Source organism: uncultured Pontibacter sp. (assembly GCF_947502515.1).
Taxonomy (GTDB): domain Bacteria; phylum Bacteroidota; class Bacteroidia; order Cytophagales; family Hymenobacteraceae; genus Pontibacter.
Map to the genome: position 1 here is coordinate 383,733 of NZ_CANNAI010000003.1, position 24,102 is coordinate 407,834.

The 24,102-nt window shown below is 49.7% G+C and carries 20 protein-coding genes; 12 read left to right on the forward strand and 8 right to left on the reverse strand.

The genetic code is table 11. From position 1 onward, the window contains the following. Positions 1-16: 16 nt before the first annotated feature. From Q1A54_RS10770 to Q1A54_RS10780, 3 genes are all read right to left on the reverse strand, one after another. Positions 17-922 carry an aromatic alcohol reductase gene (locus Q1A54_RS10770; protein ID WP_299987648.1) on the reverse strand — a complete coding sequence of 302 codons (906 nt, stop codon included), beginning with the start codon at positions 920-922 and terminating at the stop codon, positions 17-19. Between the two features lie 131 nt (positions 923-1,053). Beyond that, entirely contained in the window at positions 1,054-3,984 is a 2,931-nt protein-coding gene (locus Q1A54_RS10775) for a DEAD/DEAH box helicase (RefSeq protein WP_299987651.1), read from the reverse strand. A 130-nt stretch (positions 3,985-4,114) separates the two neighbouring features. Next, positions 4,115-6,343, reverse strand: coding sequence for an NADP-dependent isocitrate dehydrogenase (locus Q1A54_RS10780; protein WP_299987654.1), 2,229 nt, complete (start codon positions 6,341-6,343; stop codon positions 4,115-4,117). A gap of 423 nt (positions 6,344-6,766) precedes the next feature. Between Q1A54_RS10780 and Q1A54_RS10785 the strand changes: the two genes are divergently transcribed. After that, positions 6,767-7,507, forward strand: coding sequence for an SGNH/GDSL hydrolase family protein (locus Q1A54_RS10785; RefSeq protein WP_299987657.1), 741 nt, complete (start codon positions 6,767-6,769; stop codon positions 7,505-7,507). Positions 7,508-7,594: 87 nt separating this feature from the next. Next, positions 7,595-8,923 carry an SGNH/GDSL hydrolase family protein gene (locus tag Q1A54_RS10790; protein ID WP_299987660.1) on the forward strand — a complete coding sequence of 443 codons (1,329 nt, stop codon included), beginning with the start codon at positions 7,595-7,597 and terminating at the stop codon, positions 8,921-8,923. A gap of 15 nt (positions 8,924-8,938) precedes the next feature. Here Q1A54_RS10790 and Q1A54_RS10795 read toward each other — a convergent pair whose 3' ends face one another. Both Q1A54_RS10795 and Q1A54_RS10800 read right to left on the reverse strand, forming a co-directional pair. Next, complete coding sequence (locus tag Q1A54_RS10795) at positions 8,939-9,568, reverse strand: phosphoribosyltransferase family protein (RefSeq protein WP_299987663.1); 630 nt, start codon at positions 9,566-9,568, stop codon at positions 8,939-8,941. 167 nt (positions 9,569-9,735) lie between these two features. Continuing rightward, positions 9,736-10,410 (reverse strand): dienelactone hydrolase family protein, encoded by a 675-nt coding sequence (locus Q1A54_RS10800; RefSeq protein ID WP_299987666.1) that lies wholly within the window; start codon positions 10,408-10,410, stop codon positions 9,736-9,738. 143 nt (positions 10,411-10,553) lie between these two features. On the opposite strand from Q1A54_RS10800, the gene Q1A54_RS10805 reads away from it, so the two are divergent. From Q1A54_RS10805 to Q1A54_RS10830, 6 genes are all read left to right on the forward strand, one after another. Further along, positions 10,554-11,243 (forward strand): hypothetical protein, encoded by a 690-nt coding sequence (locus tag Q1A54_RS10805; protein WP_299987669.1) that lies wholly within the window; start codon positions 10,554-10,556, stop codon positions 11,241-11,243. Positions 11,244-11,424: 181 nt separating this feature from the next. Beyond that, positions 11,425-12,102: a deoxyribonuclease V gene (gene nfi, locus Q1A54_RS10810; RefSeq protein WP_299987672.1), complete on the forward strand. Its 678-nt coding sequence runs from the start codon at positions 11,425-11,427 to the stop codon at positions 12,100-12,102. Positions 12,103-12,188: 86 nt separating this feature from the next. Beyond that, positions 12,189-12,569: a GxxExxY protein gene (locus Q1A54_RS10815; RefSeq protein WP_299987675.1), complete on the forward strand. Its 381-nt coding sequence runs from the start codon at positions 12,189-12,191 to the stop codon at positions 12,567-12,569. Positions 12,570-13,025: 456 nt separating this feature from the next. Beyond that, on the forward strand, positions 13,026-15,641 hold the full coding sequence (gene clpB / locus Q1A54_RS10820) for an ATP-dependent chaperone ClpB (RefSeq protein ID WP_299987678.1): 2,616 nt from the start codon (positions 13,026-13,028) through the stop codon (positions 15,639-15,641). Positions 15,642-15,767: 126 nt separating this feature from the next. Beyond that, positions 15,768-16,124, forward strand: a complete 357-nt coding sequence (locus tag Q1A54_RS10825) for a hypothetical protein (protein WP_299987681.1) — start codon at positions 15,768-15,770, stop codon at positions 16,122-16,124. A gap of 43 nt (positions 16,125-16,167) precedes the next feature. Beyond that, entirely contained in the window at positions 16,168-16,605 is a 438-nt protein-coding gene (locus Q1A54_RS10830) for a nucleoside deaminase (protein WP_076422887.1), read from the forward strand. Here the strand turns inward: Q1A54_RS10830 and Q1A54_RS10835 are convergent. Beyond that, positions 16,589-16,972: an STAS/SEC14 domain-containing protein gene (locus tag Q1A54_RS10835; RefSeq protein WP_299987685.1), complete on the reverse strand. Its 384-nt coding sequence runs from the start codon at positions 16,970-16,972 to the stop codon at positions 16,589-16,591. The two genes, Q1A54_RS10830 and Q1A54_RS10835, sit on opposite strands and share 17 nt — an antisense overlap. Before the next feature lie 156 nt (positions 16,973-17,128). Between Q1A54_RS10835 and Q1A54_RS10840 the strand changes: the two genes are divergently transcribed. The 3 genes from Q1A54_RS10840 to Q1A54_RS10850 all read left to right on the forward strand — a co-directional run bounded on the left by Q1A54_RS10840 (position 17,129) and on the right by Q1A54_RS10850 (position 21,169). Beyond that, positions 17,129-17,986, forward strand: coding sequence for an alpha/beta hydrolase family protein (locus Q1A54_RS10840; RefSeq protein ID WP_299987687.1), 858 nt, complete (start codon positions 17,129-17,131; stop codon positions 17,984-17,986). A 186-nt stretch (positions 17,987-18,172) separates the two neighbouring features. Continuing rightward, positions 18,173-18,766: a HupE/UreJ family protein gene (locus Q1A54_RS10845; RefSeq protein WP_007653545.1), complete on the forward strand. Its 594-nt coding sequence runs from the start codon at positions 18,173-18,175 to the stop codon at positions 18,764-18,766. A 63-nt stretch (positions 18,767-18,829) separates the two neighbouring features. Continuing rightward, complete coding sequence (locus Q1A54_RS10850) at positions 18,830-21,169, forward strand: M1 family metallopeptidase (protein WP_299987690.1); 2,340 nt, start codon at positions 18,830-18,832, stop codon at positions 21,167-21,169. 123 nt (positions 21,170-21,292) lie between these two features. Here the strand turns inward: Q1A54_RS10850 and Q1A54_RS10855 are convergent, their stop codons facing one another. Together Q1A54_RS10855 and Q1A54_RS10860 are read right to left on the reverse strand one after the other, a co-directional pair. Continuing rightward, the gene (locus tag Q1A54_RS10855) at positions 21,293-22,639 is read right to left on the reverse strand and encodes an NAD(P)/FAD-dependent oxidoreductase (protein ID WP_299987693.1); all 1,347 of its coding nucleotides are present in this window, start codon (positions 22,637-22,639) and stop codon (positions 21,293-21,295) included. 213 nt (positions 22,640-22,852) lie between these two features. Then, a complete protein-coding gene (locus Q1A54_RS10860; RefSeq protein ID WP_299987696.1) occupies positions 22,853-23,527 on the reverse strand; it encodes a carboxypeptidase-like regulatory domain-containing protein in 675 nt (224 codons plus the stop codon). A 73-nt stretch (positions 23,528-23,600) separates the two neighbouring features. Between Q1A54_RS10860 and Q1A54_RS10865 the strand changes: the two genes are divergently transcribed. Further along, positions 23,601-23,987, forward strand: coding sequence for a metalloregulator ArsR/SmtB family transcription factor (locus tag Q1A54_RS10865; RefSeq protein WP_299987699.1), 387 nt, complete (start codon positions 23,601-23,603; stop codon positions 23,985-23,987). The last annotated feature ends 115 nt before the right edge of the window (positions 23,988-24,102 follow it).

A 24,102-nucleotide genomic window follows, 5' to 3' on the forward strand; every position in this document is an offset into this window, starting at 1 on the left:
CCGCATGCAATTGGGCTCATTTCCTTGTAGCCAGCACTTCTGCTACACTGGTCCATTTAATCTCAGGGTAGCGGTCATTATCGAGCGGCTCGAGTTTAGGAAGCCCTGTGAACATGTCACGCATATACTGCATGCCTTGCCAGGCCGGAAAGACCTCCTTGCTAGATGGTGTAAGTGCTTTGGTAACTTTTATGATAGCACTCAGCAAACCCACTCTGCCAACCCGCAGCAAACTGAATTCTTCTCCGGTAGCCCTGGTGGCGGCCTCTCTCAAACCGTTTGCACTCAGCACATCGCCGGCAATACGTAAGTAGCGTGGTGTGGAGGGATCAAGAGCCGCAGCAGCAGTATACTCGGCAGTGTTTTGAATGGTGGTAAAATCCATGAGCTGGTTCGGGTCACCATAATACATGATCCGCTTTATTGGAAAGAGCACAACCGGCGCCTGCCCAGTCAGCAAATCAGTAAACATACCGTTCAGGATAGAAGTAGCAGCTATGGGGGCTTTGTCCAGGTGTTCTTTGAATTCTTTTCGGAGGTCCAGGTTGCGGTTATTACCAGAAGGGAGCTTTGTGAAATCAATGGCAAAATCAGAAGGTATAAAGCGAGGCACACCGGCCGCTACAGCAGCTCTTAGCAGTAAAGTCTGTATACCTACCATGACATAATGCAACCCCGAAAGGGCAGAAACCACACAATTTGCTCCTTCACAGGCTCTGGCCAGTGCAGCAGCATCATGGTAGTCTACCTCACAAATGATAGCACCCAGCCTGCTTAAAGAGTCTACTTTATCCGCATCACTCTTAGGTCGGACCAACGCCCGCACTTGCGCCCCCTTCTCTAACAGGGACCTGGCAATGCGCCCGCCAAGATCGCCTGTTCCACCTGCCAACACTATAACCGGAGTATTGTTATTCGCCATAATTGTTCCTGATTACCTTTGGTGTGTAACAGGCTTAGACAGGAAAGGTTACATGCATGTGAAGCAGGTATAGCACTGCTTTAGGTATGCTATACCTTTAGCGTGCATGCTGGGTACTGAATTAATTCTTATTAGCTACTACTGCTGTTACTACTTAAGTTCAGCCAATCATCCTTGGTAATCGACTTGAAAAAACTGTTGTCGGCCGTAACCAAATCGGTGGCGAGTTTAGACTTGTTCTGCTGCAGTATCTGAATCTTCTCCTCCACGGTGTTGGGGCAAATAAGGCGCACGGCGATCACCTTTTTCTCCTGCCCTATTCTGTAGCTACGGTCTATGGCCTGGTTCTCCACGGCTGGGTTCCACCACGGGTCCACGATAAACACGTAATCAGCTGCAGTCAGATTCAGGCCTGTTCCACCTGCCTTTAGACTCACGAGGAATACACGAATCTCCTCGTCCGTCTGGAACTGGTTTACGACCTCGCCCCTATTGCGGGTGCTGCCGGTGAGGTAAGAGTGCTTAATATTTTCCTTCACCAGCTCCTTTTTGATCAGGTCCAGCATACCCACAAATTGTGAGAACACCAGCACTTTGTGGTGCCGCGCTACATTCTGAATCTGCTGCATGAGCACTTGTATCTTGGCAGATGTATCCGAGAAGAGCTTGGCATCGCCAGTGAGCAGTGGCGAGTTGCAGATTTGGCGCAGTTTGGTGATACCACGCAGCACGTGCATTGGGTGCTTTGTCAGCTCCTCTTCACCGCTAGCAGTAATATAGTCTCTAAATTCCTGCTCGGCAGTGTCGTATACCTTGCGCTGCTCCTCTCCCATTTCGCAATAAAGCACCATCTCAGTTTTGTCGGGGAGCTCCTTGGCCACTTCGGCCTTTGTTCTTCTCAACACAAAAGGGCCGATCTTCTCCTGCAGGGCGTGCGCACTTCGCCTATCCTTAAACTTATCGATGGGCATGGAATAAGTATTCCTGAAGTAGGTCCTGGTGCCCAGCAAACCCGGATTGACAAAGGAAAGCTGCGCGTAAATGTCGAAAGTGTTGTTCTCGAAAGGAGTACCAGTGAGCACCACTCTGTTGCGTGACTGCAGCAGACAGGCCGCCTTGTAGCGTTGTGAGTTCGGGTTCTTGATGTTCTGTGATTCATCAAGGAAGGTATAGCCGAACAGATACTTCTTTAGAAAGACAATATCAGAGAGCAAGGTATTGTAGGTCGTGATGACAACATCATACTCCTGAAAAGCAGCTGTATCTTTTGCTCTGCTCGGGCCATGGTGCGTGAGCTGCCTAAGAGATGGAGCGAACCTATCTAACTCCGCCTGCCAATTAGGTATAAGCGAAGTTGGCACAACCAATAGGTTTGTCTGCCGTTCCCGCTTTTCCCGCAGCAGCAGCATAAGGGCGATGATCTGCACTGTTTTACCCAAGCCCATATCATCCGCAAGGCAGCCGCCAAACTGCAGGTCATCTAGAAAGTTGAGCCAACTGAGCCCCTGCCATTGGTATGGTCTCAAAGTGGTTTGCAGTCCTGCAGGTATAGGAGCTGGGGCTAGTTTCTCCACGTTGTTCAGCTGCTCCTGGTACCACCACAGTTCTTTGTGCACCTGCTCATCGAGCATGTAGTCCTCAAACAACTCCGTGAGCGCCGCAAAGTTTGTCTTAGGAATCTGCAGTTCCTCCTCACTTACCACCGCGCCCGTTTCGAAATAGAGCTGCAATCGCTGGAGCCATTCTTCAGGTATAATGCCCATCGTGCCGTCGTCGAGCAGCACATATTTGCTCTTGTTTACGACTGCCTTCTTTAGCTGCTTCAGCGACGCTTTCTTGCGGCCAAACTTAACCTGAACCGTTACATTGAACCAGTTCAGGCCACTTTCTACGTTGATGGAAACAGTAGCTTTATGCTGGTTGAGCTTATTGCCCTGCAGGTCGTTAAAGCCCAAGATGGTGACCCCATGCGCAGCTAAGTTATCGAAGGCATCCAGGAACCACGCTTCATCCAGGAACCTGTCCTTGTGCAGGTAAAAGTAGTCGAGCATGTTCTCCAGTTGCTCCCAGAAGTGGGGGTGCTGCTGGATCAGCAACTTTGTAAAGGCCGCTTCCGCTTCGGTATTGCGCGCCACAAAGAAAGGTCGCCCCATATTGTCCTGATCATAGATCAGCTTATTCGACAGCAGCGGGATCTCAATTTCGCCGTAGCGCATAAAAGGCTGGAGCAGCACATAGTTCTCCGACTCGATCAGGTATAGCAGCTTTTCGGGTGGCTGGTTAAAACCTTTGCTCCGTAGCTGGGCCTTTGTGGCAGGTTTCAGGTAGGTGTGCTCTACCGGCACATACGACTCCATTTTAGCCAGCACTTCCCGCTGAAATTGCAAAAAGGCATCGTGAGGCAATAGGAGTTCGCCATCGTGCTTTTTGAAATAGGTCACTACAGAAGGCAGGTGCGGATTGGAACACAGGTACCAGGTATCGTCCGTAACCAGAAAATGGTTATACCTGACATTGATGCGGCTAAGGGGGAAATAGTTACCGTTTATAAACAGATCGCTTGTCACGCTGAACATATCGCTATTCAGTCCTACCCGCACTTTAGAGTCTATAACAGGTTGTGTGACCTGCACAGGTCTTAGTGACTTCGCTGTTATTTTCTCGGAAATCTCGATGTCGTGCAGGTAGCAGGGATAGCGAAGCGGGTTGCGCACAAGTGCCTTCAGACTGGCTGTATCCGTAGCTGATTTCTCGTAGAAACTTTGAAAGCGAGCGATGGCACTGTAGAACTTCAACTCCTCCGGCTTATCGGTTCGCCATACCTGTTCGAGTGGGTTCAGTACTGTGAAAGGGGCCTTTAGTTCGCCTGTGTTGCTTAGGCTACAAGAGACTAGCTGGGCGCTGAACAGATTGTAGTAGCGGTGTCTGCCGATAACGATGATCGTTTTTGCATTGGCAGAAGCTTCGGTCAGCTGCGGTTGAGAAGCAAGGTATGCGGCAAAGCTCGCCTCAGTATCGTCTGTACTATCAAAAGGTTCGAACGGTGGGTATTGCTCTTCCATTGTTGCTTCTCAGGCAGCCGCTGTACTTTAAAAACTGGCTATGCCTCAGCTTCAAAGTTAATAGTTTAAAATAAGAAAGGCTGCCCGATCTCCCAGGCAGCCTTTCATACTTATACTTTATACTTATTGACTAGAAGCTAGCCAAAGTCTTATTCAGCGTCTCACTCGGACGCATGGCTTTGCTGGTTTTCTCTTCGTTCGGGTGGTAGTAACCGCCGATGTCAACAGGCTTGCCTTGGGCGGCGATCTGCTCGCCTACGATCTTCTGCTCGTTGTCGGTCAGTTCCTGCGCCAGCTTCGAGAAACGATCTTTCAGCTCCTGGTTCTTGGTCTGCTCAGCTAGTGCCTGCGCCCAGTACATGGCCAGGTAGAAGTGGCTACCGCGGTTGTCGATGCCGCCTACTTTGCGGGCAGGTGACTTGTCTTTCTCCAGGAACTCGGCGTTTGCTTTGTTCAAGGCTTCTGCCAGTACTTCTGCCTTCGCGTTCTTGGTTTTGTAGGCCAAGTCTTCCAGCGACACAGCCAGAGCCAGGAACTCACCCAGTGAATCCCAACGCAGGTAGTTTTCTTCTACAAACTGCTCTACGTGCTTTGGCGCAGAACCGCCCGCACCGGTTTCAAACAGGCCGCCGCCATCCAGCAACGGAACGATCGAAAGCATTTTGGCACTAGTACCTAATTCAATGATTGGGAACAAGTCTGTCAGGTAGTCACGCAGTACGTTGCCAGTTACAGAAATGGTGTCCTTGCCGGCTTTGGCACGCTCGCAGGTATAGCGCATGGCTTCTACCGGCGACATGATCTTGATCTCAAGGCCGTTGGTATCGTGGTCCTGCAGATATTTTTCTACTTTTTGGATCAGATTCGCATCGTGGGCACGCTGTGGGTCCAGCCAGAAAATAGCTGGCGTGTTGGTAATGCGGGCTCTTGTAACCGCCAGCTTTACCCAGTCCTGTATAGGCAGGTCTTTTGTCTGGCAAGCTCTGAAGATATCGCCCTGCTCTACTTTCTGCTCCATCAGCGTGTTGCCGTCCGCGTCAACAATGCGCACCGTACCAGCCGCAGCCATTTCGAACGTCTTGTCGTGCGAGCCATACTCTTCGGCTTTCTGCGCCATCAAACCGATGTTTGGTACAGTGCCCATGGTGGTCGGGTCGAAAGCGCCGTTCTCTTTGTTGAACTGGATCACTTCCTGGTAAATCTGCGCATAAGAGCGGTCTGGAATGATCGCTTTCATGTCGTGCAGTTTGCCGTCCGGTCCCCACATCTGGCCTGACGAACGAATCGCCGCTGGCATAGAGGCGTCGATGATCACGTCGCTTGGTACGTGCAGGTTGGTGATGCCCTTGTCAGAGTTCACCATCGCAAGTTCTGGACGTTTTTCCATCTCTGCTTTCAGATCCGCTTCGATCTCCGCACGCTTCTCGGCTGGCAGGTTCTGAATCTTGCTGTAAACATCACCCAAACCGTTGTTTGCGTCAACGCCTATTTCTTTGAATGTGGCGCCGTGCTTCTCGAAAGTTTCTTTAAAGAAAACGGTTACCGCATGACCGAACATAATAGGGTCAGACACTTTCATCATGGTTGCCTTCAGGTGCAGCGACAGCAGGATGCCTTGCGCTTTTGCCTCAGCAATTTCCTTCTCCAGGAACGAACGTAGTGCGTTGCGGCTCATCACAGAAGAGTCCATCACTTCGCCAGCTTTCAGGGCTACTTTATCTTTCAGCACTTTGGTTTCGCCGTTGGCCCCAACAAACTCGATGCGCACATCAGTAGCTTTGTCTACTACCACAGACTGCTCGCTGCCGTAGAAGTCGCCGCCGGTCATGTGGGCAACGTGTGTTTTAGAGTCAGATGACCACTTGCCCATGGAGTGTGGGTGCTTTTTGGCATACTGCTTTACCGCATCAGCCACACGACGGTCAGAGTTACCTTCGCGCAGTACTGGGTTTACGGCGCTACCCAGGATCTTCGCATAGCGGGCCTTCACGTCTTTCTCCGTGTCGTTCTTCGGATCAGCCGGATAGTCAGGTATGTTATAGCCTTGCGACTGCAATTCTTTGATAGCCGCTGTCAGCTGCGGAATAGACGCGCTGATGTTTGGCAGTTTAATAATATTGGCTTCAGGAGTTTTAGCCAATTCGCCAAGGTACGCCAAGTCGTCCGACTGCTTCTGCTCCTCAGAAAGGTTTTCCGGGAAAGTAGCGATGATACGGCCCGCCAGAGAAATATCTCTTGTTTCTACTTCGATGTCGGCGGCTTTGGTAAAAGCCTGCACAATCGGCAGGAAGGAGCGCGTAGCCAGAGCAGGCGCTTCATCTGTGATGGTATAGATGATTCTGGATGCTTTTGTCGTCATTTAGGTCAGTGTTTTATTAGTTAATTTCGGAGCTCATAGCCTGCAGCCATTTTCTGGCTGGCGAGCCAACAACTCCCCTGCGCTAGTTTAAGAAGCAAATATAAGAGTCTTTTTCGATAAGGCTAAACCTTCGTCCGGTGTTTCATTTGCATCATTCTCCAAGCACTTCTTTTTTGCAAAATTGGACAATTATAAGGTATCACACCTCACTCAAATGCAACCGAATTTTATACTTCTCGTTTTTAGCCAATGTGCTTACCTTATCAGAAATTTGTACCCTTAGATATGTTTTCGAAATTCAAGATTAACTATAGCTATTTATTATTTCTTTCATTTATCCTATTTTCTACCGCTTGTACAGACAATCAGACAGAAGAAGAAATAGAACCTCAACTGGAAGAAGCTCCGCTTCGAATCCTGCCTTTGGGAAATTCCATTACGCAGGGAGGTGACACGCATCCCAGTTACCGATACGAACTCTGGAAGACGCTGGTAGATGCCGGGCTGGATTTCGAATTCGTAGGCTCTATGGATACGAACTGGCGCTTTGATGCGACTAACCCTGAACAGAGTGCAGACGCGGCCTCACCTGTAATCGGACAGGAATATAAGGGAGCCAAATTTTCGAACAAGCATGAAGGTCACTGGGGCTGGACGACCAGCGACATGCTGAATGGTTACGAAAAACCCACCCAGTACAAGCGTGACAAAGGAAAGTTAAGTGATTGGCTTAAAGGCTACACACCTGATGTAGTACTCATGCACCTGGGTACAAACGACATGATATATAGCAAAACAACAAAGGGGACTTTGGAGCGGATAGAACAGATCATCGGTTTGTTGCGTGCAGATAACGAAAACGTCGCTATCATGCTAGCCAAGATCACACCTATACCTTCCACTTACGCCAACGTTGATTCTACACAGCATTTTGTATCCCTTATACCTGAACTGGCTTCACGACTTTCAACTCAGAAATCTCCAATTATAGTCGTGGACATCAATACCGGTTACAATCCTGACACCCATACCTATGATTCGCTGCACCCCAACACTGCCGGCGAGAAATTTATCGCCAAGCGCTGGTATGATGCCATCAAAGCGAATGAAGAGACATTGTACAGTTTAGCTGCACAACGTCATCGCAGAGAGTCAGGAGAGTAGCACCTGAAGCCCATCCACAAGCGCAACTCAATAGGGTTGCGCACGTTTTAAGAGCTACTTAGTACCAACCACTTAGCTTACAGTTCTATGCTCCCCTTTCTCTCACGCTACCGAAAACGTGCTTATACCCTTATCCTGCTCCTGCTCATTAGCTTAGATGTCTATCCTCAGGCCCAGCCAATCAAGATCATGCCTTTGGGCAATTCGATCACGCAGGGGAACATGGATTTTGTTAGCTACAGGTACCCACTGTGGAAAAAGCTGATTGACTCAGACGTAAAGTTTGAGTTCGTGGGTTCTCATACTGAGAATAACGACGGCACTCCTCCTTTTGATGATTATAAGGGACAATCATTCAGCAACAGAAACGAAGGCCACTGGGGTTGGACTACCGATCAGGTATTAAGTGGCAAGGATGGTAAAGGCAACATCGTGCAGTGGGCTGACACTTACAAACCAGATATTGTCTTGATGCACCTGGGTACAAACGACATGTTCTCTGATCAGGATATAGGTGGTACTGTAGAAGAAATAGAAGCCGTCATAAACGCAATTCATGAGAAATCTCCAGGAGTTACAATCATCCTGGCTAAATTAATTCCAGCAGACGGACAGGTAGTTGGACCGGCTAAAGCTCAAAACATCCAGCTATTAAATCAGCAAATCGAAGCAATAGCAAATGGGCAATCCTCTGATGGTCCTCCCATTATATTAGTAGATCAAAACACGGATTTTGATGCAAGAGAAGGGAAAGACACCTATGACGGTATTCATCCGAATGATAGTGGTATGGAAAAAATGGCCCAGGTTTGGTTTGAGGCCATTATGAACGAGATTATCATTCCGCTTCCGGTTGAGCTCCACAGTTTCAAAGGCAAGCCGACCCAAAGCGGTGTACAGTTGGATTGGGAAACGGCATCAGAGCAGGACAACGCTTATTTTGAAGTGGAGCGCAGCCAAACTGCTACCGAGTTTACTGCCATTGGTCGTGTAGAAGGCATAGGCACTACCTCCTTACCTCAGAGCTATACCTTTCAGGACAAAGAAGCTGGCAATGGTGTGAACTACTACCGCCTCCGCCAGGTAGATTTTGATGGCACTGAGAGTTTCTCGCTGGTACTGGCTGTGAGCCTGATGCAGGCTACCACGGAAGAGATGCGCGTATACCCCACCCGCACCAAAAGCAATAGTCCGGTCACAGTACAAATGCTGGCATTGCAGCCTATGGAGAAGTTCAGTATTTCGATCTATACCCTTGAAGGAAAACTTGTAAAGGAGTTTGAAGCGGAAGCTGACAATCGGGGAAATTTCGTACAACTGCTCAACACGGCAGAACTGAGTGACGGTGTGATGTACATGGTGCGGGCTACGCTACCGGGCAGGGCCTTCATTCGCCACCTGCTCGTCGACCGCTAAACTCAGCCGCTATACCTACTGACTATTACCTTGTTGCCTGAGCAGGCGTATCACCTCTTCGTCGCTTACCTGCCCGAATTCCTCATAAAACTGCCCCACCGCCTGAAAGAAAGGGGGCACCAGCAGGCATATCACCTCGTCCACAATAGCCTCGAACTGCGTAATTGCAGCTTGTGGAGCCACAGGCACAGCTACAATAATCTTGCGTGGTTGCTTATGCCGGGCCATGTTCACGGTAGACAGCAGCGTCTTGCCGGTTGCAATACCATCATCCACAATGATCACGATGCGGTCACGCAAGTCAACTGGCTGCCGGTCGCCCATAAATATCTTATACTTTTGGCGCAGGCTTGTTTTTATACGCTCAACCTCAGCCTGTATGTATTCCTCTGGCACATCAGACCGGTTATCCACCTCCACATCCTCCAGACTCACCGCTCCTATTGCAAACTCCGGATTGGCAGGATGACCGATCTTCTTGGATACGATCACATCCAGGGGCATGTCCAGCCGCTTGGCGATAGGCGCTGCCACGGGCACTCCTCCCCGAGGTATAGCCAACACCACTCCTTTCTGCCCCTTGTAGTGCTCCAGCCGATCGGCTAGCATCTCCGCAGCCACCTGTCTGTTTGGTATCGTTTCCATGGTTTTTATTATTGAGTGGTTTAGTAATTGAGTGATTGAGTGATTCTTATTTATCAGGATAAGTTGAGCACCTTAAAAAGATCAATTAAAATTCTTTTCTTGAGGATTTAACTTTTTAAAACTCTTCCTCAATTAATCACTCATCCAATCAATCACTCATTCACTAACTAACTCCTCAAAGGGTGCTGTTTGCCGGGCTCCAGGTATTTCCGGAACCAGTCAGTTGCCAGTTGGGCTGCCATTTCCAGTGCTCCAGGCTCCTCGAACAAGTGGGTGGCGTCCGGTACAATCTCCAGGTCTTTGAGGCAAAGCATCTGGTCTTGCGCCCGTTTGTTCAGTTCCAACACCTCTTCATCCAGTCCTCCTACAATCAGCAGCGTCGGGGTTTGCACATCGGGTAGCACCTCGTTGGCTAGGTCAGGACGGCCGCCGCGACTAACGACGGCACCTATTATATCTGCTCCCAAGGCGGCAGCAGCGCTTATAGCAGAGGCTGCTCCGGTGCTGGCTCCAAATAGTCCGATGCGCAGGTTTTGGGCATGCTCCTGATGTTGCACCCAGTTCACGGCATCGATCAGACGCGTCGTAAGCAGCTGAATGTCGAATCGGTTCTCCTGCCGCTGGTCCTCCTCTTCGGTGAGCAGGTCGAACAGCAGAGTTGCAAACCGGGAGCGCTGCAGATGGTCTGCCACAAAACGGTTGCGCGAACTGAGCCGGCTGCTACCGCTGCCATGCGAGAAAATCACCAGTCCCTTTGCATTTTCCGGCACAGCCAGATCGCCGATGAGCCGTACGCTCCCAGCCTCTATCTGTACGCTATCGTTGAATATGAAATTTGCCATTTAGTTTGTTTTCGTTTGTAAAGCTTCAGTTTGATTTACGTCTTGAAATAGCAATAGTTAAAATACGGTGTTTGTCAAAGTCCTCAGGTATAAGCCGTACGGCTCAAAACAGCGTATAGTAGCTATAACTAGAATCGAGACCTATGCGTAGTACTATCTTTACTTTTATGGCTTGCCTGCTACTGTTGCCAGGTATAACATCCTGTGGGTCCGGCGACTCAGAGCAGAGTATGGCAGAGCAGCGGGCAGACGAGCATCAGCGGCTGGAAGAGGTACAGGAAGAGCACATACGCAGAGGAATTGTGCCAAATCAGGACACCATGGCTTTTCCGCAAGCCTTTTCCGTCTTCCTGACATCCTTGCAGGCATCTGATGCCAACGTTTTGAACCAGTTCATCCATCCAGACCATGGGCTTTGGGTCATCGAACAGCCTGGCGCTATGCCCAAAATGACGCGCATCACAGACATCCGTGATTTCAAGCGGGAGTTTCATGACAGATCCTTCTTTACTGTTGGTGATGAGGTAAAGACCTGTGACCTGCAGGAAGAGATATGGCCATCCTTTGACTGCGCAGACATGAACTACGACAAAGGCCAATCCGGCTACAGTAAGGACGGCTGTTTCGTTTCAGGTCCCTCTAAATTTCAGCAAAGCGGCTACTGGGACTACGCCAGCCTCTCAGATACCGAGATCAAGCAGATCAAGGCTACCCTGCCTCTTGTGCAAAGATCAGTCCTGCACACGGCTACTTCCTTTGAGTTTCATTTTGGCCCTGTAGACGGTCAGTGGCGACTGCTTTTCGCCAAACTGATCCACCCCTGCAGCGCTTGATTTAGTGAGTTAGTGATTGAGTGAATTCTAATTTAGTAGTTGAACGATTGAATGAGAAGGGACTAAATCAATCTTCACTCACACTTATCCTAAGGCGAGAAGCAACGGAAGAAATACAGGAAATTAAACTGCCTGAGCCACCTGACGTAATCTCAATCAAAAAACATTCACTGAATCTCACATGTCCTACTACCGCCGCTTCGATCAACCTGACCCTGCTCTGCTTGCCCGCCTAACCGAGCAGCAACGGGAAATGCAGGAGCAGATTATCATTCAGAAACCCGACTTTGACCTGAAGCTGATCGCCGGCTGTGACTCTTCTTTTGTGGGGGAGGATCATATACTTTCGGTTTTTGTGCTGCTCTCATACCCGGAGTTAGAGGTACTGGAGAAGGTATGGCATTATGGGGAGGTGGAGCTGCCTTATGTTCCTGGTTTTCTCTCTTTCCGCGAAGCACCTAACCTACTCAAGGCCTATGAGAAACTGCAACAGAAGCCCGACCTGATCATGGTAGACGGCCACGGCATCTCACACCCCCGTCGCTTAGGTATAGCCACCCACTTAGGACTGCAACTGAATAAGCCGACGATGGGTGTTGCCAAGAAAGTACTGGTTGGCAAGTATAAGGAACCCGATACTCTAAAAGGCTCTGCTTCGCCACTGGAGCACAAAGGCGAACTGGTTGGGAATGTGTTGCGCACCAAGGATAATGTGAAGCCTGTATTCGTCTCCCCCGGCCACCTGATGGACCTGGAATCGGCAACGAAGATAGCAATGGCCTGTACTACGAAATATAAACTACCAGAACCGACAAGATTGGCAGACCATTATGCGGCGGTGTTTAAAAAGGATGTCTGAATCAGGATTTGTAGGATTAAAAAGGATACACAGGATTGATAATGCTTTCTCAGAATGAAGGCATTTTTTAGAACTACAAATAAGCTATGCAGCAGTTTGATGACATAACATTCAAGATTATAGGTAGTGCCATGAAAGTGCATAATATGATTGGAAGTGGATTTCAGGAAGTAATTTATCAGCGCTGCCTTGCCATGGAGTTACGGAAGGCTGGGTTAAATTTTGAGCGAGAGAAAGACCAGAAAATTTTCTATGATGGAGTTGAAGTAGGCACCAGAAGAGCTGATTTTATTGTGGAGGATTCAGTTGTAGTAGAATTAAAAGCCATCATCAATTTAGAAGATATTCATCTAGCTCAAGCTAAAAACTACACTGTAGCCTACAACTTCCCCGTCGGACTCTTAATCAATTTTGGTGCACTTAGTCTGCAATACAAAAAAGTATTCAACAACAGACCTAAGCAATAATTTAAGTGCCCAGACAAAAGACTACATAACAAATCATAAGAGATATGTTACACGAACTAGCTTTTGTTAAGCAAGTTTACACTATAAGCGGTAGCAGCAACATTCGGTTAAGTATGTCCGCTTACTTACAACTCAAATCCTATACAAAAACATAATCCTAGAGATACATTTATTAGACAGTCTTCAACGATGCTTTCTATAAAATGGTATTATCATTTCGAATAGAGATTCCAACATTACCCTAACTCTCAGTAATCCTAAAATTACCCCCAGCATTATCAATCCTGTCCATCCTTTATAATTCTAAAAATCCTGATTCAGACAAAAAGTCCGTATTTATATTAAACCACCATCCCCACCCTGCCATAATTTCAGTAAAATCACCTTTAAATCCCATTGGTGTATCCTTTGCTGTGATGCTCGTAGAACTAAAACTAAGGGGAAACAAGTAGGGATATGAACTTTAATAACTATACCATCAAAGCCCAGGAAGCCATCCAGAAGGCTACTGAGATAGCAGGCGGATTTCAGCAGCAGGCTATCGAGTCCGGGCATATTTTAAAAGCGATACTGGAGACGGATGAGAACGTCACCAGCTTTCTGCTAAAAAAACTAAACATCAACGGCAACATCCTGCACACCAAGCTGGATGAGACAGTTGCAGCTTACCCGAAAGTGAGCGGTGGCAGTCCATACCTGGCGAACGATGCAGCTGCTGCTTTGCAAAAGGCTACATCATACCTGAAAGAGTTCGGCGACGAGTATGTGGCCATTGAGCACATGCTGCTGGGCCTGCTGGCTGGCCGCGACAAGGTGGCCGGCATCATGAAGGATGTGGGCTTCAACGAAAAAGACCTCAAAAAAGCTATCAAAGAACTGCGTGGCGGTGCCAAGGTAACGGATCAGAACGCCGAGGCGAAGTACAACTCACTCAAGCGCTATGCCCGCGACCTGAACGAAATGGCCCGCAACGGTAAGATCGACCCGGTGATTGGTCGCGACGAAGAGATCCGCCGTGTGCTGCAGATCCTGAGCCGCCGCACCAAGAATAACCCCGTGTTACTGGGTGAGCCTGGTGTGGGTAAAACAGCCATTGTAGAAGGTCTCGCGCAAAGAATCGTGGCCGGCGACGTACCGGAAAACCTGAAGGACAAGACACTGATGAGCCTCGACATGGGCTTGCTTGTGGCAGGTGCCAAGTATAAGGGTGAGTTCGAAGAGCGCCTGAAAGCGGTAATCAAAGAAGTCGTGGACGCCGAGGGAGAGATCGTGCTCTTTATCGACGAGATCCATACCCTGATTGGTGCCGGTGCCGGCGGCGAGAGCGCCATGGACGCAGCCAACCTCCTCAAGCCAGCGCTGGCCCGTGGCGAGCTGCATGCCATCGGTGCTACGACACTCAAAGAGTACCAGAAGTACATCGAGAAGGACAAAGCACTGGAGCGCCGCTTCCAGGCCGTAATGGTAGACGAGCCAAGCGTACAGGACGCCATTTCGATCCTACGTGGTATCAAAGACAAATATGAAGTACACCACGGGGTGCGCATCAAGGACGACGCCATCATTTCGGCTGTGGAGCTGTCGAGCCGTTACATCTCCGACCGCTTCCTGCCAGACAAGGCCATTGACCTGATGGACGAGGCGGCTGCGAAACTGCGTATCGAGATCGATTCGCTGCCGGTGGAACTGGACGAGATTCAGCGTCGCATCATGCAGCTGGAGATTGAGCGGGAAGCGATCCGCCGTGAAAATGACAAAGACAAAGAAGCGGTGCTTTCCAAAGAGATTGCTGACCTGAGTGGTAAGCGCGATGATCTGAAAGCCAAGTGGCAGAACGAAAAGCAGATCATCGAGGGTATTCAGAAGGAGAAGGAGAACATCGAGAACTATAAGCTGGAGGCTGAGCAAGCCGAACGCAGCGGCGACTACGGCCGTGTGGCAGAGCTGCGCTACGGCAAAATTCAGGAAGCGGAGGCGAAACTGAAGGAACTGCAGGAGCAGGTACGCCAGATGCAGGGCGAGAACCCGATGCTGCAGGAGGAAGTTACTTCTGAAGACATCGCCGAAGTGGTAGCCAAATGGACCGGTATACCTGTAAGTAAAATGCTACAGAGTGACCGCGAGAAGCTACTCAACCTTGAGCGCGAACTGGGCCGTAGAGTGGCAGGTCAGGAAGAAGCTATTGGGGCTATATCCGACGCTGTACGCCGCAGCCGTGCCGGCATGCAAGACCCGAAACGCCCGATCGGTTCGTTCATCTTCCTCGGTACGACAGGTGTAGGTAAAACGGAGTTGGCAAAGGCCCTAGCCGATTACCTCTTCAACGACGAGAATGCCATGGTCCGCATCGACATGAGTGAGTACCAGGAGCGCCATGCTGTGAGCCGTATGATCGGAGCACCTCCGGGCTATGTGGGTTACGACGAAGGTGGTCAGTTGACTGAGGCTGTTCGCCGCAAGCCATACTCTGTGGTGCTACTCGACGAGATCGAGAAAGCACACCCGGATGTGTTTAATATTCTGCTGCAGGTGCTCGACGATGGTCGCCTGACCGACAGCAAAGGCCGTGTGGTGAACTTCAAGAACACGATCATCATCATGACTTCGAACATTGGTTCGCACATCATCCAGAGCAACTTTGAGCGTATGGACGAGTTCAACCACGACGAAGTGATTGAGCGTACCAAAGACGAAGTGTTTGAGTTACTGAAGAAATCGGTAAGACCGGAATTCCTGAACCGTATTGACGAGCTGGTAATGTTCCGTCCACTGAGCCGTCAGGACATCCGCAAGATCGTTTCGATTCAGTTTGGCCACATCCAGGATCGTCTGGAGGAGGCAGGTATAAAACTGATCGCGACCGACGAAGTGCTGGATTACCTGGGCGAGCAGGGTTACGATCCGCAGTTCGGTGCCCGTCCGCTCAAGCGTGTGCTGCAGCGCCAGGTCCTCAACGAGCTATCGAAGGAGATATTGGCCGGTACTATAAATAAAGATTCTGTAGTAGAAGCAGTACTAGAAGGCGGCCAGATTCGTTTCAATAACGTGGACATTCAGCTGCCCACCGAATAATGAATTGATTGTGTATTAAGAGTAAAGTTTAGTTGAACAAAAGGCTTTCCCGCATGGGGAGGCCTTTTTGTTTTTTCTATTCATTAAGTTTTTCCTATCTTCAATCAGCTACATTCATAATTGTCTATGCAGAGCATCAACCGCAGTATCCTGATTTATTTATTAAAAAATGATAATGGTGATTATTTAGATGTAAATAATGCATTTAGAAAAAATGTACCTGTAAGACACAGGATTGAAGATTCACTTCATGAGCTTAAAGAATATATAGAAAAGGAAACATCTGATGCTTTTATATGGAATTTAGACGGTCCAATGTTTCAACAGAATGAAAGCCCTTTATCCAGAGTACGAATCAATCAAAAGGGGAGAGATTATCTCAGAGAGATTATAGACAAAGAAACAAATTTAAGGTATACCAAAATTGGTATTGCCATAGCCGCGTTGGGTGCAATTGTTGCGCTATTTTCAGCAATTTTGTAATATCATTTCGTATCTAAATCCCGATTCTATTTAACTTATCTATATGGACGAATTCATGCAACTGGCGATTGACGAAGCCAAAAAAGGCCGCAGCGAAGGCGGTATACCGATCGGTTCGGTACTGGTAAAAGATGGCAAAGTAGTCGCGACAGGGCACAACAAGCGGGTGCAGGAGAACAACCCCATTCTGCACGGCGAGATGGACTGCCTCAACAATGCCGGCCGCATCGGCTCCTACCGCAATACCGTGATCTACTCCACCCTGATGCCTTGCTATATGTGCGCTGGCACGATCGTGCAGTTCAAGATCCCGAAGGTAATTGTGGGCGAGTCCAAGACCTTCAGTGGCGCCCGTGAATTTATGGAGTCGCATGGCGTGGAGGTGGTGGACCTGAACCTGCCGGAATGCATTGAAATGATGGAGGACTTTATTAAAGAGAAGCCGGAGCTGTGGAACGAGGATATTATGGAGTTGGAGTAGAGTCGTCTCCTTCCAACACATATCGCATCGCCTGCTCTTTCTCGGCCAGGTCATAATAGCGGATGCCGTGTTTCTTCACCGTGCTGGCCAGCTTGGCTGACAGCTCCTGCCACTTTTTCTCCCCCACCATAGCCACACGGCCGTAGTCTAGTCCGTGGATGACGTCGAACAGTCCGTTCTCGATCGCCGCCACTGGGTTTATCCAGTCCACATCCACCATTTCATAGTAGATGTGCGTTTCTTCGTTCTTGAGCATCAGGTCACGCACCATGTTGCGGTACTGGTCAAAATCTGGTATGGTCAGCTTGTCGCGCACGCGCACGGCCAATATGTTATCATGGGTTTCAGGTAATATTTCCAGCATCATTGTTCTATTTGGTTCCATCTATACATACGCACATACCTCCCAAACTTTACAGACAGGTATAGCTGACACAAACCGGGCTGCAGGAAAAAAGCGCCGCATTTAAGCATTTTGCATCCAAATGCCTATTTTGCAGGTTCAAGCTTCCTGATCAAAAAGATGACTCTCATTCGCTATACCCTTGCTCTTCTCCTGACACTCGCGTTTTTTACAGCCCAGGCCAAAGTGGACACCTTGGTTATCCAAAGCCCCTCAATGCAGAAGATGCTGAAGGCTGGCGTGGTGACGCCCGACAGCTACAAGAAGAAAAAGAATGGCCCCTACCCGGTGCTATACCTGCTGCATGGCTACAGCGGCAACTTCAGCAACTGGCTCAAGGTTCCGCCTCAGAAAGACCTCCTACAGACCATGGCCGATAAGTACCAGCTCATCATCGTTACACCCGACGGCGGCTTCGGCAGCTGGTACTTTGATAGCCCAGTCGACAAAGCGAGCCAGTATGAAACGTTCATCACGCAGGAGGTCCGTCAGGAGATTGAGAACAGGTACAGGACTATATCAAAGCGCAGCGGCCGTTTTATATCCGGCCTGAGCATGGGCGGACATGGGGCGCTATACCTGTCGGCACGACATCCGGAGCTGTACCTGGCGGCGGGCAGCATGAGTGGCTCCCTCAATGTATCAGGTATAGACCGCAAAAATCTACTCCCCAGCATCGAGGCCGTACTAGGTCCGAAAGCGGAAAAAGAGCAGGTATACAAAGCCAACTCCATTGTGCACATGGTGCCGCAAATCAAGCAGAGCGGTGTACACCTGATTATCGATTGTGGAGTGGATGATTTCCTGATAGAGGACAACCGCGAATTGCACCGCCGCCTGGTATACGAAAAGGTGCCACACGACTACATAGAGCGCCCCGGCGCGCACAGCTGGGCCTACTGGAGCAATGCGTTGGAGTATCACCTGCTGTTCTTTCAGAAAGTGAGCGCGGAGGCTGGGCAGCAGATACTAAAATAGGCTGCCCAGCTTAACCATCTGCAGCAACACGCTATTTTGATGGGTATACTTGGCTATACCTTGGTATACCTATCGGCCCGGGTATTCTTATCAATAGTATTTCTCCCATCCCTGCACGCTTGCAAACTTCCCGGCTAAACATTAATTTGCACCTTAGCCGTAATTCCACCCTTTTATACTTCTATCGTGTCATCGGTTTTCTCTACCTACATTGAACTGGGCTTTCATCATATCTTTGATTTTAAAGCCTACGACCACATGCTCTTTTTACTGGCCCTTTGCGCCATCTATACCTTGAGCGACTGGCGCCAGGTGGTAGCACTTGTAACCAGCTTCACCATTGGGCATTCCATCACATTAGCGCTTTCCACCTTCAACATCATCAAATTCGACACTGCGCTGATTGAGTTTTTGATACCGGTGACGATCCTGTTCACTTGTTTCATCAACTTCTTTAAGCTGAACGGCGCCGCATCAAAACAACACCCGATCTGGTCGTTCCACAATCTGCTGGCGATTACGTTCGGCCTTATTCACGGGATGGGATTTTCAAACTTCCTGAAGTCGATGCTCGGTCGCAACGGTGACACCTGGCAGCAGCTCCTGGCCTTTAACATCGGCATTGAACTGGGGCAGCTTCTGATCGTGAGCATTCTGCTGGTAATTGGTTTCCTGATGATGAACCTGTTCCGAGCCAAAAAGCGCGACTGGATTCTGGTGCTTTCAAGTGCAGCAGCAGGCATTTCGCTGATCCTGATGATCGAGACAAACATTTTCTAGCCAGACATTTCATAAATACAGAACGACCCAAGTCTATACCTTCAAACTCACCTTATACCTTACATGAAAAACCTAATCAGAGGATTGGCATTTTTCGGACTGTTGGCCGGGCCTTTTGCAGCCATGGCGCAGGACACGAAATTTGGTCAACTTGGGCAGGAGCTGCCTACTCCTAACACCTACCGTACTGCCTCCGGAGCTCCCGGTCACCAGTACTGGCAGCAGCGTGCCGACTACACCATCAAGGTAGAGCTCAACGACGAAAACCAGTCCGTAACCGGATCTGAAACCATCACCTATACCAACAACTCACCAGATGTCCTCTCATACCTGTGGGTGCAGCTCGACCAGAACATATTCGAGCCGAAGTCTATGAGCAACATGACCCAGACCGGCAGCCTGCAGGATAGGATGTCGACTGCCGCTGTGGAGCATCTGACGCGCGAAGCCTTTGATGGCGGGTATAAGATACGAGCCGTGAAAGACCGCAATGGCAAGGACCTGAAGTATACTATCAACAACACGATGATGCGTATCGACCTGCCTGCGCCGCTTAAGCCAAAGCAGTCCTATACCTTCAGCATCGACTGGTTTAACTACATCAACGACCAGAAAGCACTCGGCGGCCGTGGCGGCTACGAGTACTTCCCGGGCGACAACAACTACCTGTATGAGATGGCACAGTGGTTCCCGCGCATGGCGGTGTACGATGATGTGAACGGCTGGCAGCACAAGCAGTTCCTGGGAGCCGGTGAGTTTGCCCTGCCTTTTGGTGACTACAAAGTGAGCATTACTGTACCTGCCGACCATATTGTGGCCTCTACAGGAGAGCTGCAAAATGCCAGTCAGGTGCTAACCTCCGCACAGCAGAAGCGCTTCGCCGATGCCGCCAAAGCCGACAAGCCAACCCTGATCGTAACGCAGGAAGAAGCTACGCAGGCTGAGAAGAATAAAGCAAAAGGCAAAAAAACCTGGGTTTACAGTGCCAAAAACGTGCGCGACTTCGCATGGGCCAGCTCCCGCAAGTTCATTTGGGATGCCATGAACGTGAAAGTAGGCAACCAGAACATCCTGGCAATGTCTTACTACCCGAAAGAGGCGAACCCGCTTTGGGGCCAGTACTCCACGGAGTCGGTAGCGCATACGCTCAAGGTATACTCCAAACACACGATTGACTATCCTTACCCGGTAGCTATCTCGGTGCACGGCCCGGTGGGTGGCATGGAGTACCCGATGCTTTCGTTTAATGGCTACCGTCCGGAGGCTGATGGCACTTACTCGGCCAACACCAAGTATGGCCTGATCACGGTGATCATCCACGAAGTAGGCCACAACTTCTTCCCGATGATCATCAATTCGGACGAGCGCCAGTGGACTTGGATGGACGAAGGTTTGAATACCTTTATGCAGTACATCGCTGAGCAGGAATGGGAGAAAGGCTATCCGTCACGCCGTGGTGAGCCGGCTAACATCGTAGACTACATGAAGAGCGCCAAAAACACACAGGTGCCAATCATGACCAACTCTGAGTCGGTACTGCAGTTTGGCAACAACGCCTATGGCAAACCGGCTACTGCCCTGAACGTACTGCGCGAAACGGTAATGGGCCGTGAGCTGTTCGACCATGCTTTCAAAGAGTATGCGAACCGTTGGGCCTTTAAACACCCGATGCCGGCCGACTTTTTCCGCACCATGGAAGACGCTTCGGGGGTAGACCTCGATTGGTTCTGGAGAGGCTGGTTCTACACTACCGACCATACTGACATCGCTATCGAAGGTGTAAAATGGTTTACCATCGACTCACAGAACCCTGACTTCGTGAACGCTCAGAAGCGCGAGCAGCAGAACAAGGCACCACAGACACTTTCGCAGCAGCGCAACCTGCAGGACATTAAGCGGACCCGTTTGGATGAGCGTCCTGAACTGGCTGACTTCTACAACAAGTACGATCCACTGGCTACTACTGCCACTGACAAAGAGCGCTACCAGCGTTTCTATGCTTCACTGTCTGACAGCGAGAAGAAAGTACTAGACTCGGGCCTGAACTTCTATGAAGTAGGATTCAGTAACCTCGGCGGATTAGTAATGCCGCTGATCGTGCGGATGGAATATGAAGATGGCACGGATGAAGTAGTGAACATCCCTGCCGAGATCTGGCGCTATAACAACGAAGAAGTGACCAAGGTATTTGTAACAGAAAAGCCTGTGGTAAGCTTTACGCTGGATCCGTTCCTGCAAACTGCTGACACCGACCTGTCCAACAACAGCTACCCACGCCGTATGGCCCCATCCCGCTTCGACCTGTTCAAGCAGAACCGTCAGCAGCAGCCAAACCCGATGCAGCAGCAGCGTCAGGAGTCAAGCCGTGGCACCGGTAATGGGAATAGCGGATCGAATCGCTGATTTTTGTCTATACAGATTTAACCTGCCTCTCTGAGGAGGTAGGGAATAAAAATGCCCCAGTTTCATACAACTGGGGCATTTTTGTTTTATCGGTACTGCGAACCAACAATTTAACAATTCAACTTACTCCATATTATACTTATCCACAAACTGACGCTTCGCCCGGTCTCCTTTCCGCACAAAAGGTCGGATGATCAGGCGTGTGCCGTTTTCATAGGTAAAGAATCGGTATATCCAGTTGCTTAACACCACCAGTTTGTTACGGAAGCCGATCAGGTACATAATGTGCACAAACAGCCATGTTACCCAGGCAAAGAAACCACCCAAATGGATGTCTTTTGGCAAGTCAGCAACGGCACGGTTTCGCCCGATAATGGCCAATGAGCCCTTATCGAAGTACTCAAATTCTTCCAACTGCTCCCCTTTAATCAGGCGCTTCAGGTTCTTAGCCAGCAATTTTCCTTGCTGTATGGCAGGTTGCGCTACCCCCGGATGCCCTTTAGGCCATTTGTCGGTTTTCATGAGGGCAATATCTCCGATCGCGAAAATGTTATCGTAGCCGAGTACCTGGTTGTAGCGGTTCACCAGTATGCGCCCTCTTTCCACAGCCTCTGCCGGCAGTCCGTCGATCAGGGCACCCTGTACACCGGCAGCCCATACCAGCGTTTGCGTCTGAATCTGCTCTCCCCCTTTGATAGTGGCCACATAGCCGTCATAAGATTCTACCAGCGCATTCAGCTTCACATTGATGCCTAAATCCTGCAGGTATTTCAGCGTCTTCTCGCTCGACTCCGGAGACATCGGTGGCAGCACGCGGTCCATACCTTCTATAAGGTAAATGTTCATCCTGCTGAAGTCCACCCCAGGATAGTCTGTCGGAAGGATATGCTTGCGCATCTCGGCCAGGGCCCCTGCTGTTTCTACACCAGTCGGGCCACCGCCCACAATCACGAAGTTGAGCAGACTTTGCTGCAGATCCGGGTCAGCGGTCATACTAGCCTGTTCGAAACACTGAAACAGCTGGCTGCGCAAGTTCAGGGCATGCGGAATCTGCTTCAACGGAAAGGCATTTTTCTTCACTTCTTCGTTTCCGAAGTAGTTGGTCTTAGTACCTGTCGCTATGATGAGGTAATCATAGGGTAAATCACCCACTATGGTATGAATGGTCTTGGCAATAGGATTCACACCGTTTACTTTCACCAGCCGGAAGTGAAAGTCCTCGAACTCGTCGCTGCCGAACATTTTGCGAAGTGGCTCTGCGATGGAATCAGGCTCCAGACCTGCAGTGGCTACCTGGTAAAGCAGCGGCCAGAAACCGTGATAGTTCTGACGGTCGAGCATCACGACCTGGAAATCCTTGCACTTCAGTTTTTGGGCTACATTAATGCCCCCAAATCCACCGCCAATGATCACGACACGGGGTTTGGTAGTATCAGGTATATTGAGCGATAATTTATCTATATCCAGCATAAGGTGAATTTTTAACTTTTGAAAGCATACATGGCGCAAGTCTATACAGGGCCAATTAGTATACGTTTCTTTCTATATTGGGGACTAACGCAGCCTGATGTTGTTGGTTACTTTTGGTGCAATTATGAGTGCTGCGCAGCTCATCTGAGCCATAAAAAAGCCCGGCTCAGGTATAGCTATACCTGAGCCGGGTTCCTCTAAATTTCAGCGGGTTTACTTCTTGTTGTTGAACTCTCCATTCCGGAGCATATCCAGCAGTTTGATGATCGCAAATGGACTGACGGTCGGGAACATATTGCGTTGCTCCTGCCGCTGCACCTGCTGCATGTTCCAGGCCCTGAAGTTAGCATTTCCATCCATCGGCGTTACACTGAAGAGCTCTTCAAGCCGTTTGGGATCGAGATTCCGCATGGCGATGGCCATTCCGTCATCCGGCAGCTTCACAGCCAGCACAGCCTCCCGGAAATCGCGTTCTGTAGGCCACGGGAACACCTGCACTTCGGGCAGCTGCGTCGGATCCTCCTGCATCTGCATAATAATGGAATAGCTCTGGCTCTGGTAGTTCTTCGGTATTTTTAGGTATTGCTTCTTATACCCGATAGCACTGAACACGACGCTGTCGCCGGTCAGCACAGGCACCGAGAAGAAACCATAGGCGTTGGTCTGTGTGCCGCGGCTGGTCTTGGGCACAAACACGTTCACGCCGGCCACGCCGTAGAGGCTATCGCCGATGGTCACGAAACCGGTCAGCTGCACTACACGCTTATGGCCCTGTGCGGCCGCCTCGTTGGGCGCTCCCATTATCAGGAAAGCAAAAAGGGCCAGAGGCAATAGAAAGCCGAGGGCACGCTTATTTGTAAGTAGTAGTCTTTGTAATTGGGGCATCATGTAGTACAATAATACTTCATATAATTTTATTATAGCAGCTTTTGGCTAATTTTGTTCTGACACGCTTTCAAATATGAGGCTCAAACACTTCAGTCTTTCCTTCGGAGAACAGGTTTTAAAGGCACTGGCAGACGACTCGCGGCTGCGCATGTTACACCTGATCCTGCGCAACAAGGAAATGTGCACTTCCGACCTGGAGCATGTGCTGGACTTCACCCAGACTAAGACTTCACGCCACCTCGCCTACCTGCGTAACGCTGGCCTTGTCACACCCCGCAAGCTCGATCAATGGGTATACTACTCCCTAAAGGAAGAAGCCTCTGATTTCGTTCAACAAATCTTCACCTACCTGGAGCGTGACGCCATGCTGCAGAAAGATCAGGAAACCTACCGTATTCTATACTCCAATCGCGAACTGGCCGTTAACCGCATGCAAACCCGCCGCTGGACAGACAGTTAACACTTATAAGACAAGTTCTCAGCCCATTGGTTTAAACAGTGATATAGACCTTTTAGTATAGTATCGCCTGCTGCTGTTACACATATTTTTAAACATACCGCCCGCCAAGTCGTTT

Coding starts and splice junctions, on each gene's coding strand:
- Q1A54_RS10770 (WP_299987648.1), bottom strand. CDS start 922: ATGGCGAATAACAATACTCCGGTTATAGTGTTGGCAGGTGGAACAGGC.
- Q1A54_RS10775 (WP_299987651.1), bottom strand. CDS start 3,984: ATGGAAGAGCAATACCCACCGTTCGAACCTTTTGATAGTACAGACGAT.
- Q1A54_RS10805 (WP_299987669.1), top strand. CDS start 10,554: ATGCGTAGTACTATCTTTACTTTTATGGCTTGCCTGCTACTGTTGCCA.
- Q1A54_RS10800 (WP_299987666.1), bottom strand. CDS start 10,410: ATGGCAAATTTCATATTCAACGATAGCGTACAGATAGAGGCTGGGAGC.
- Q1A54_RS10860 (WP_299987696.1), bottom strand. CDS start 23,527: ATGATGCCCCAATTACAAAGACTACTACTTACAAATAAGCGTGCCCTC.
- Q1A54_RS10795 (WP_299987663.1), bottom strand. CDS start 9,568: ATGGAAACGATACCAAACAGACAGGTGGCTGCGGAGATGCTAGCCGAT.
- Q1A54_RS10780 (WP_299987654.1), bottom strand. CDS start 6,343: ATGACGACAAAAGCATCCAGAATCATCTATACCATCACAGATGAAGCG.
- Q1A54_RS10830 (WP_076422887.1), top strand. CDS start 16,168: ATGGACGAATTCATGCAACTGGCGATTGACGAAGCCAAAAAAGGCCGC.
- Q1A54_RS10790 (WP_299987660.1), top strand. CDS start 7,595: ATGCTCCCCTTTCTCTCACGCTACCGAAAACGTGCTTATACCCTTATC.
- Q1A54_RS10835 (WP_299987685.1), bottom strand. CDS start 16,972: ATGATGCTGGAAATATTACCTGAAACCCATGATAACATATTGGCCGTG.
- nfi (WP_299987672.1), top strand. CDS start 11,425: ATGTCCTACTACCGCCGCTTCGATCAACCTGACCCTGCTCTGCTTGCC.
- Q1A54_RS10825 (WP_299987681.1), top strand. CDS start 15,768: ATGCAGAGCATCAACCGCAGTATCCTGATTTATTTATTAAAAAATGAT.
- Q1A54_RS10815 (WP_299987675.1), top strand. CDS start 12,189: ATGCAGCAGTTTGATGACATAACATTCAAGATTATAGGTAGTGCCATG.
- Q1A54_RS10855 (WP_299987693.1), bottom strand. CDS start 22,639: ATGCTGGATATAGATAAATTATCGCTCAATATACCTGATACTACCAAA.
- Q1A54_RS10840 (WP_299987687.1), top strand. CDS start 17,129: ATGACTCTCATTCGCTATACCCTTGCTCTTCTCCTGACACTCGCGTTT.
- Q1A54_RS10865 (WP_299987699.1), top strand. CDS start 23,601: ATGAGGCTCAAACACTTCAGTCTTTCCTTCGGAGAACAGGTTTTAAAG.
- Q1A54_RS10850 (WP_299987690.1), top strand. CDS start 18,830: ATGAAAAACCTAATCAGAGGATTGGCATTTTTCGGACTGTTGGCCGGG.
- clpB (WP_299987678.1), top strand. CDS start 13,026: ATGAACTTTAATAACTATACCATCAAAGCCCAGGAAGCCATCCAGAAG.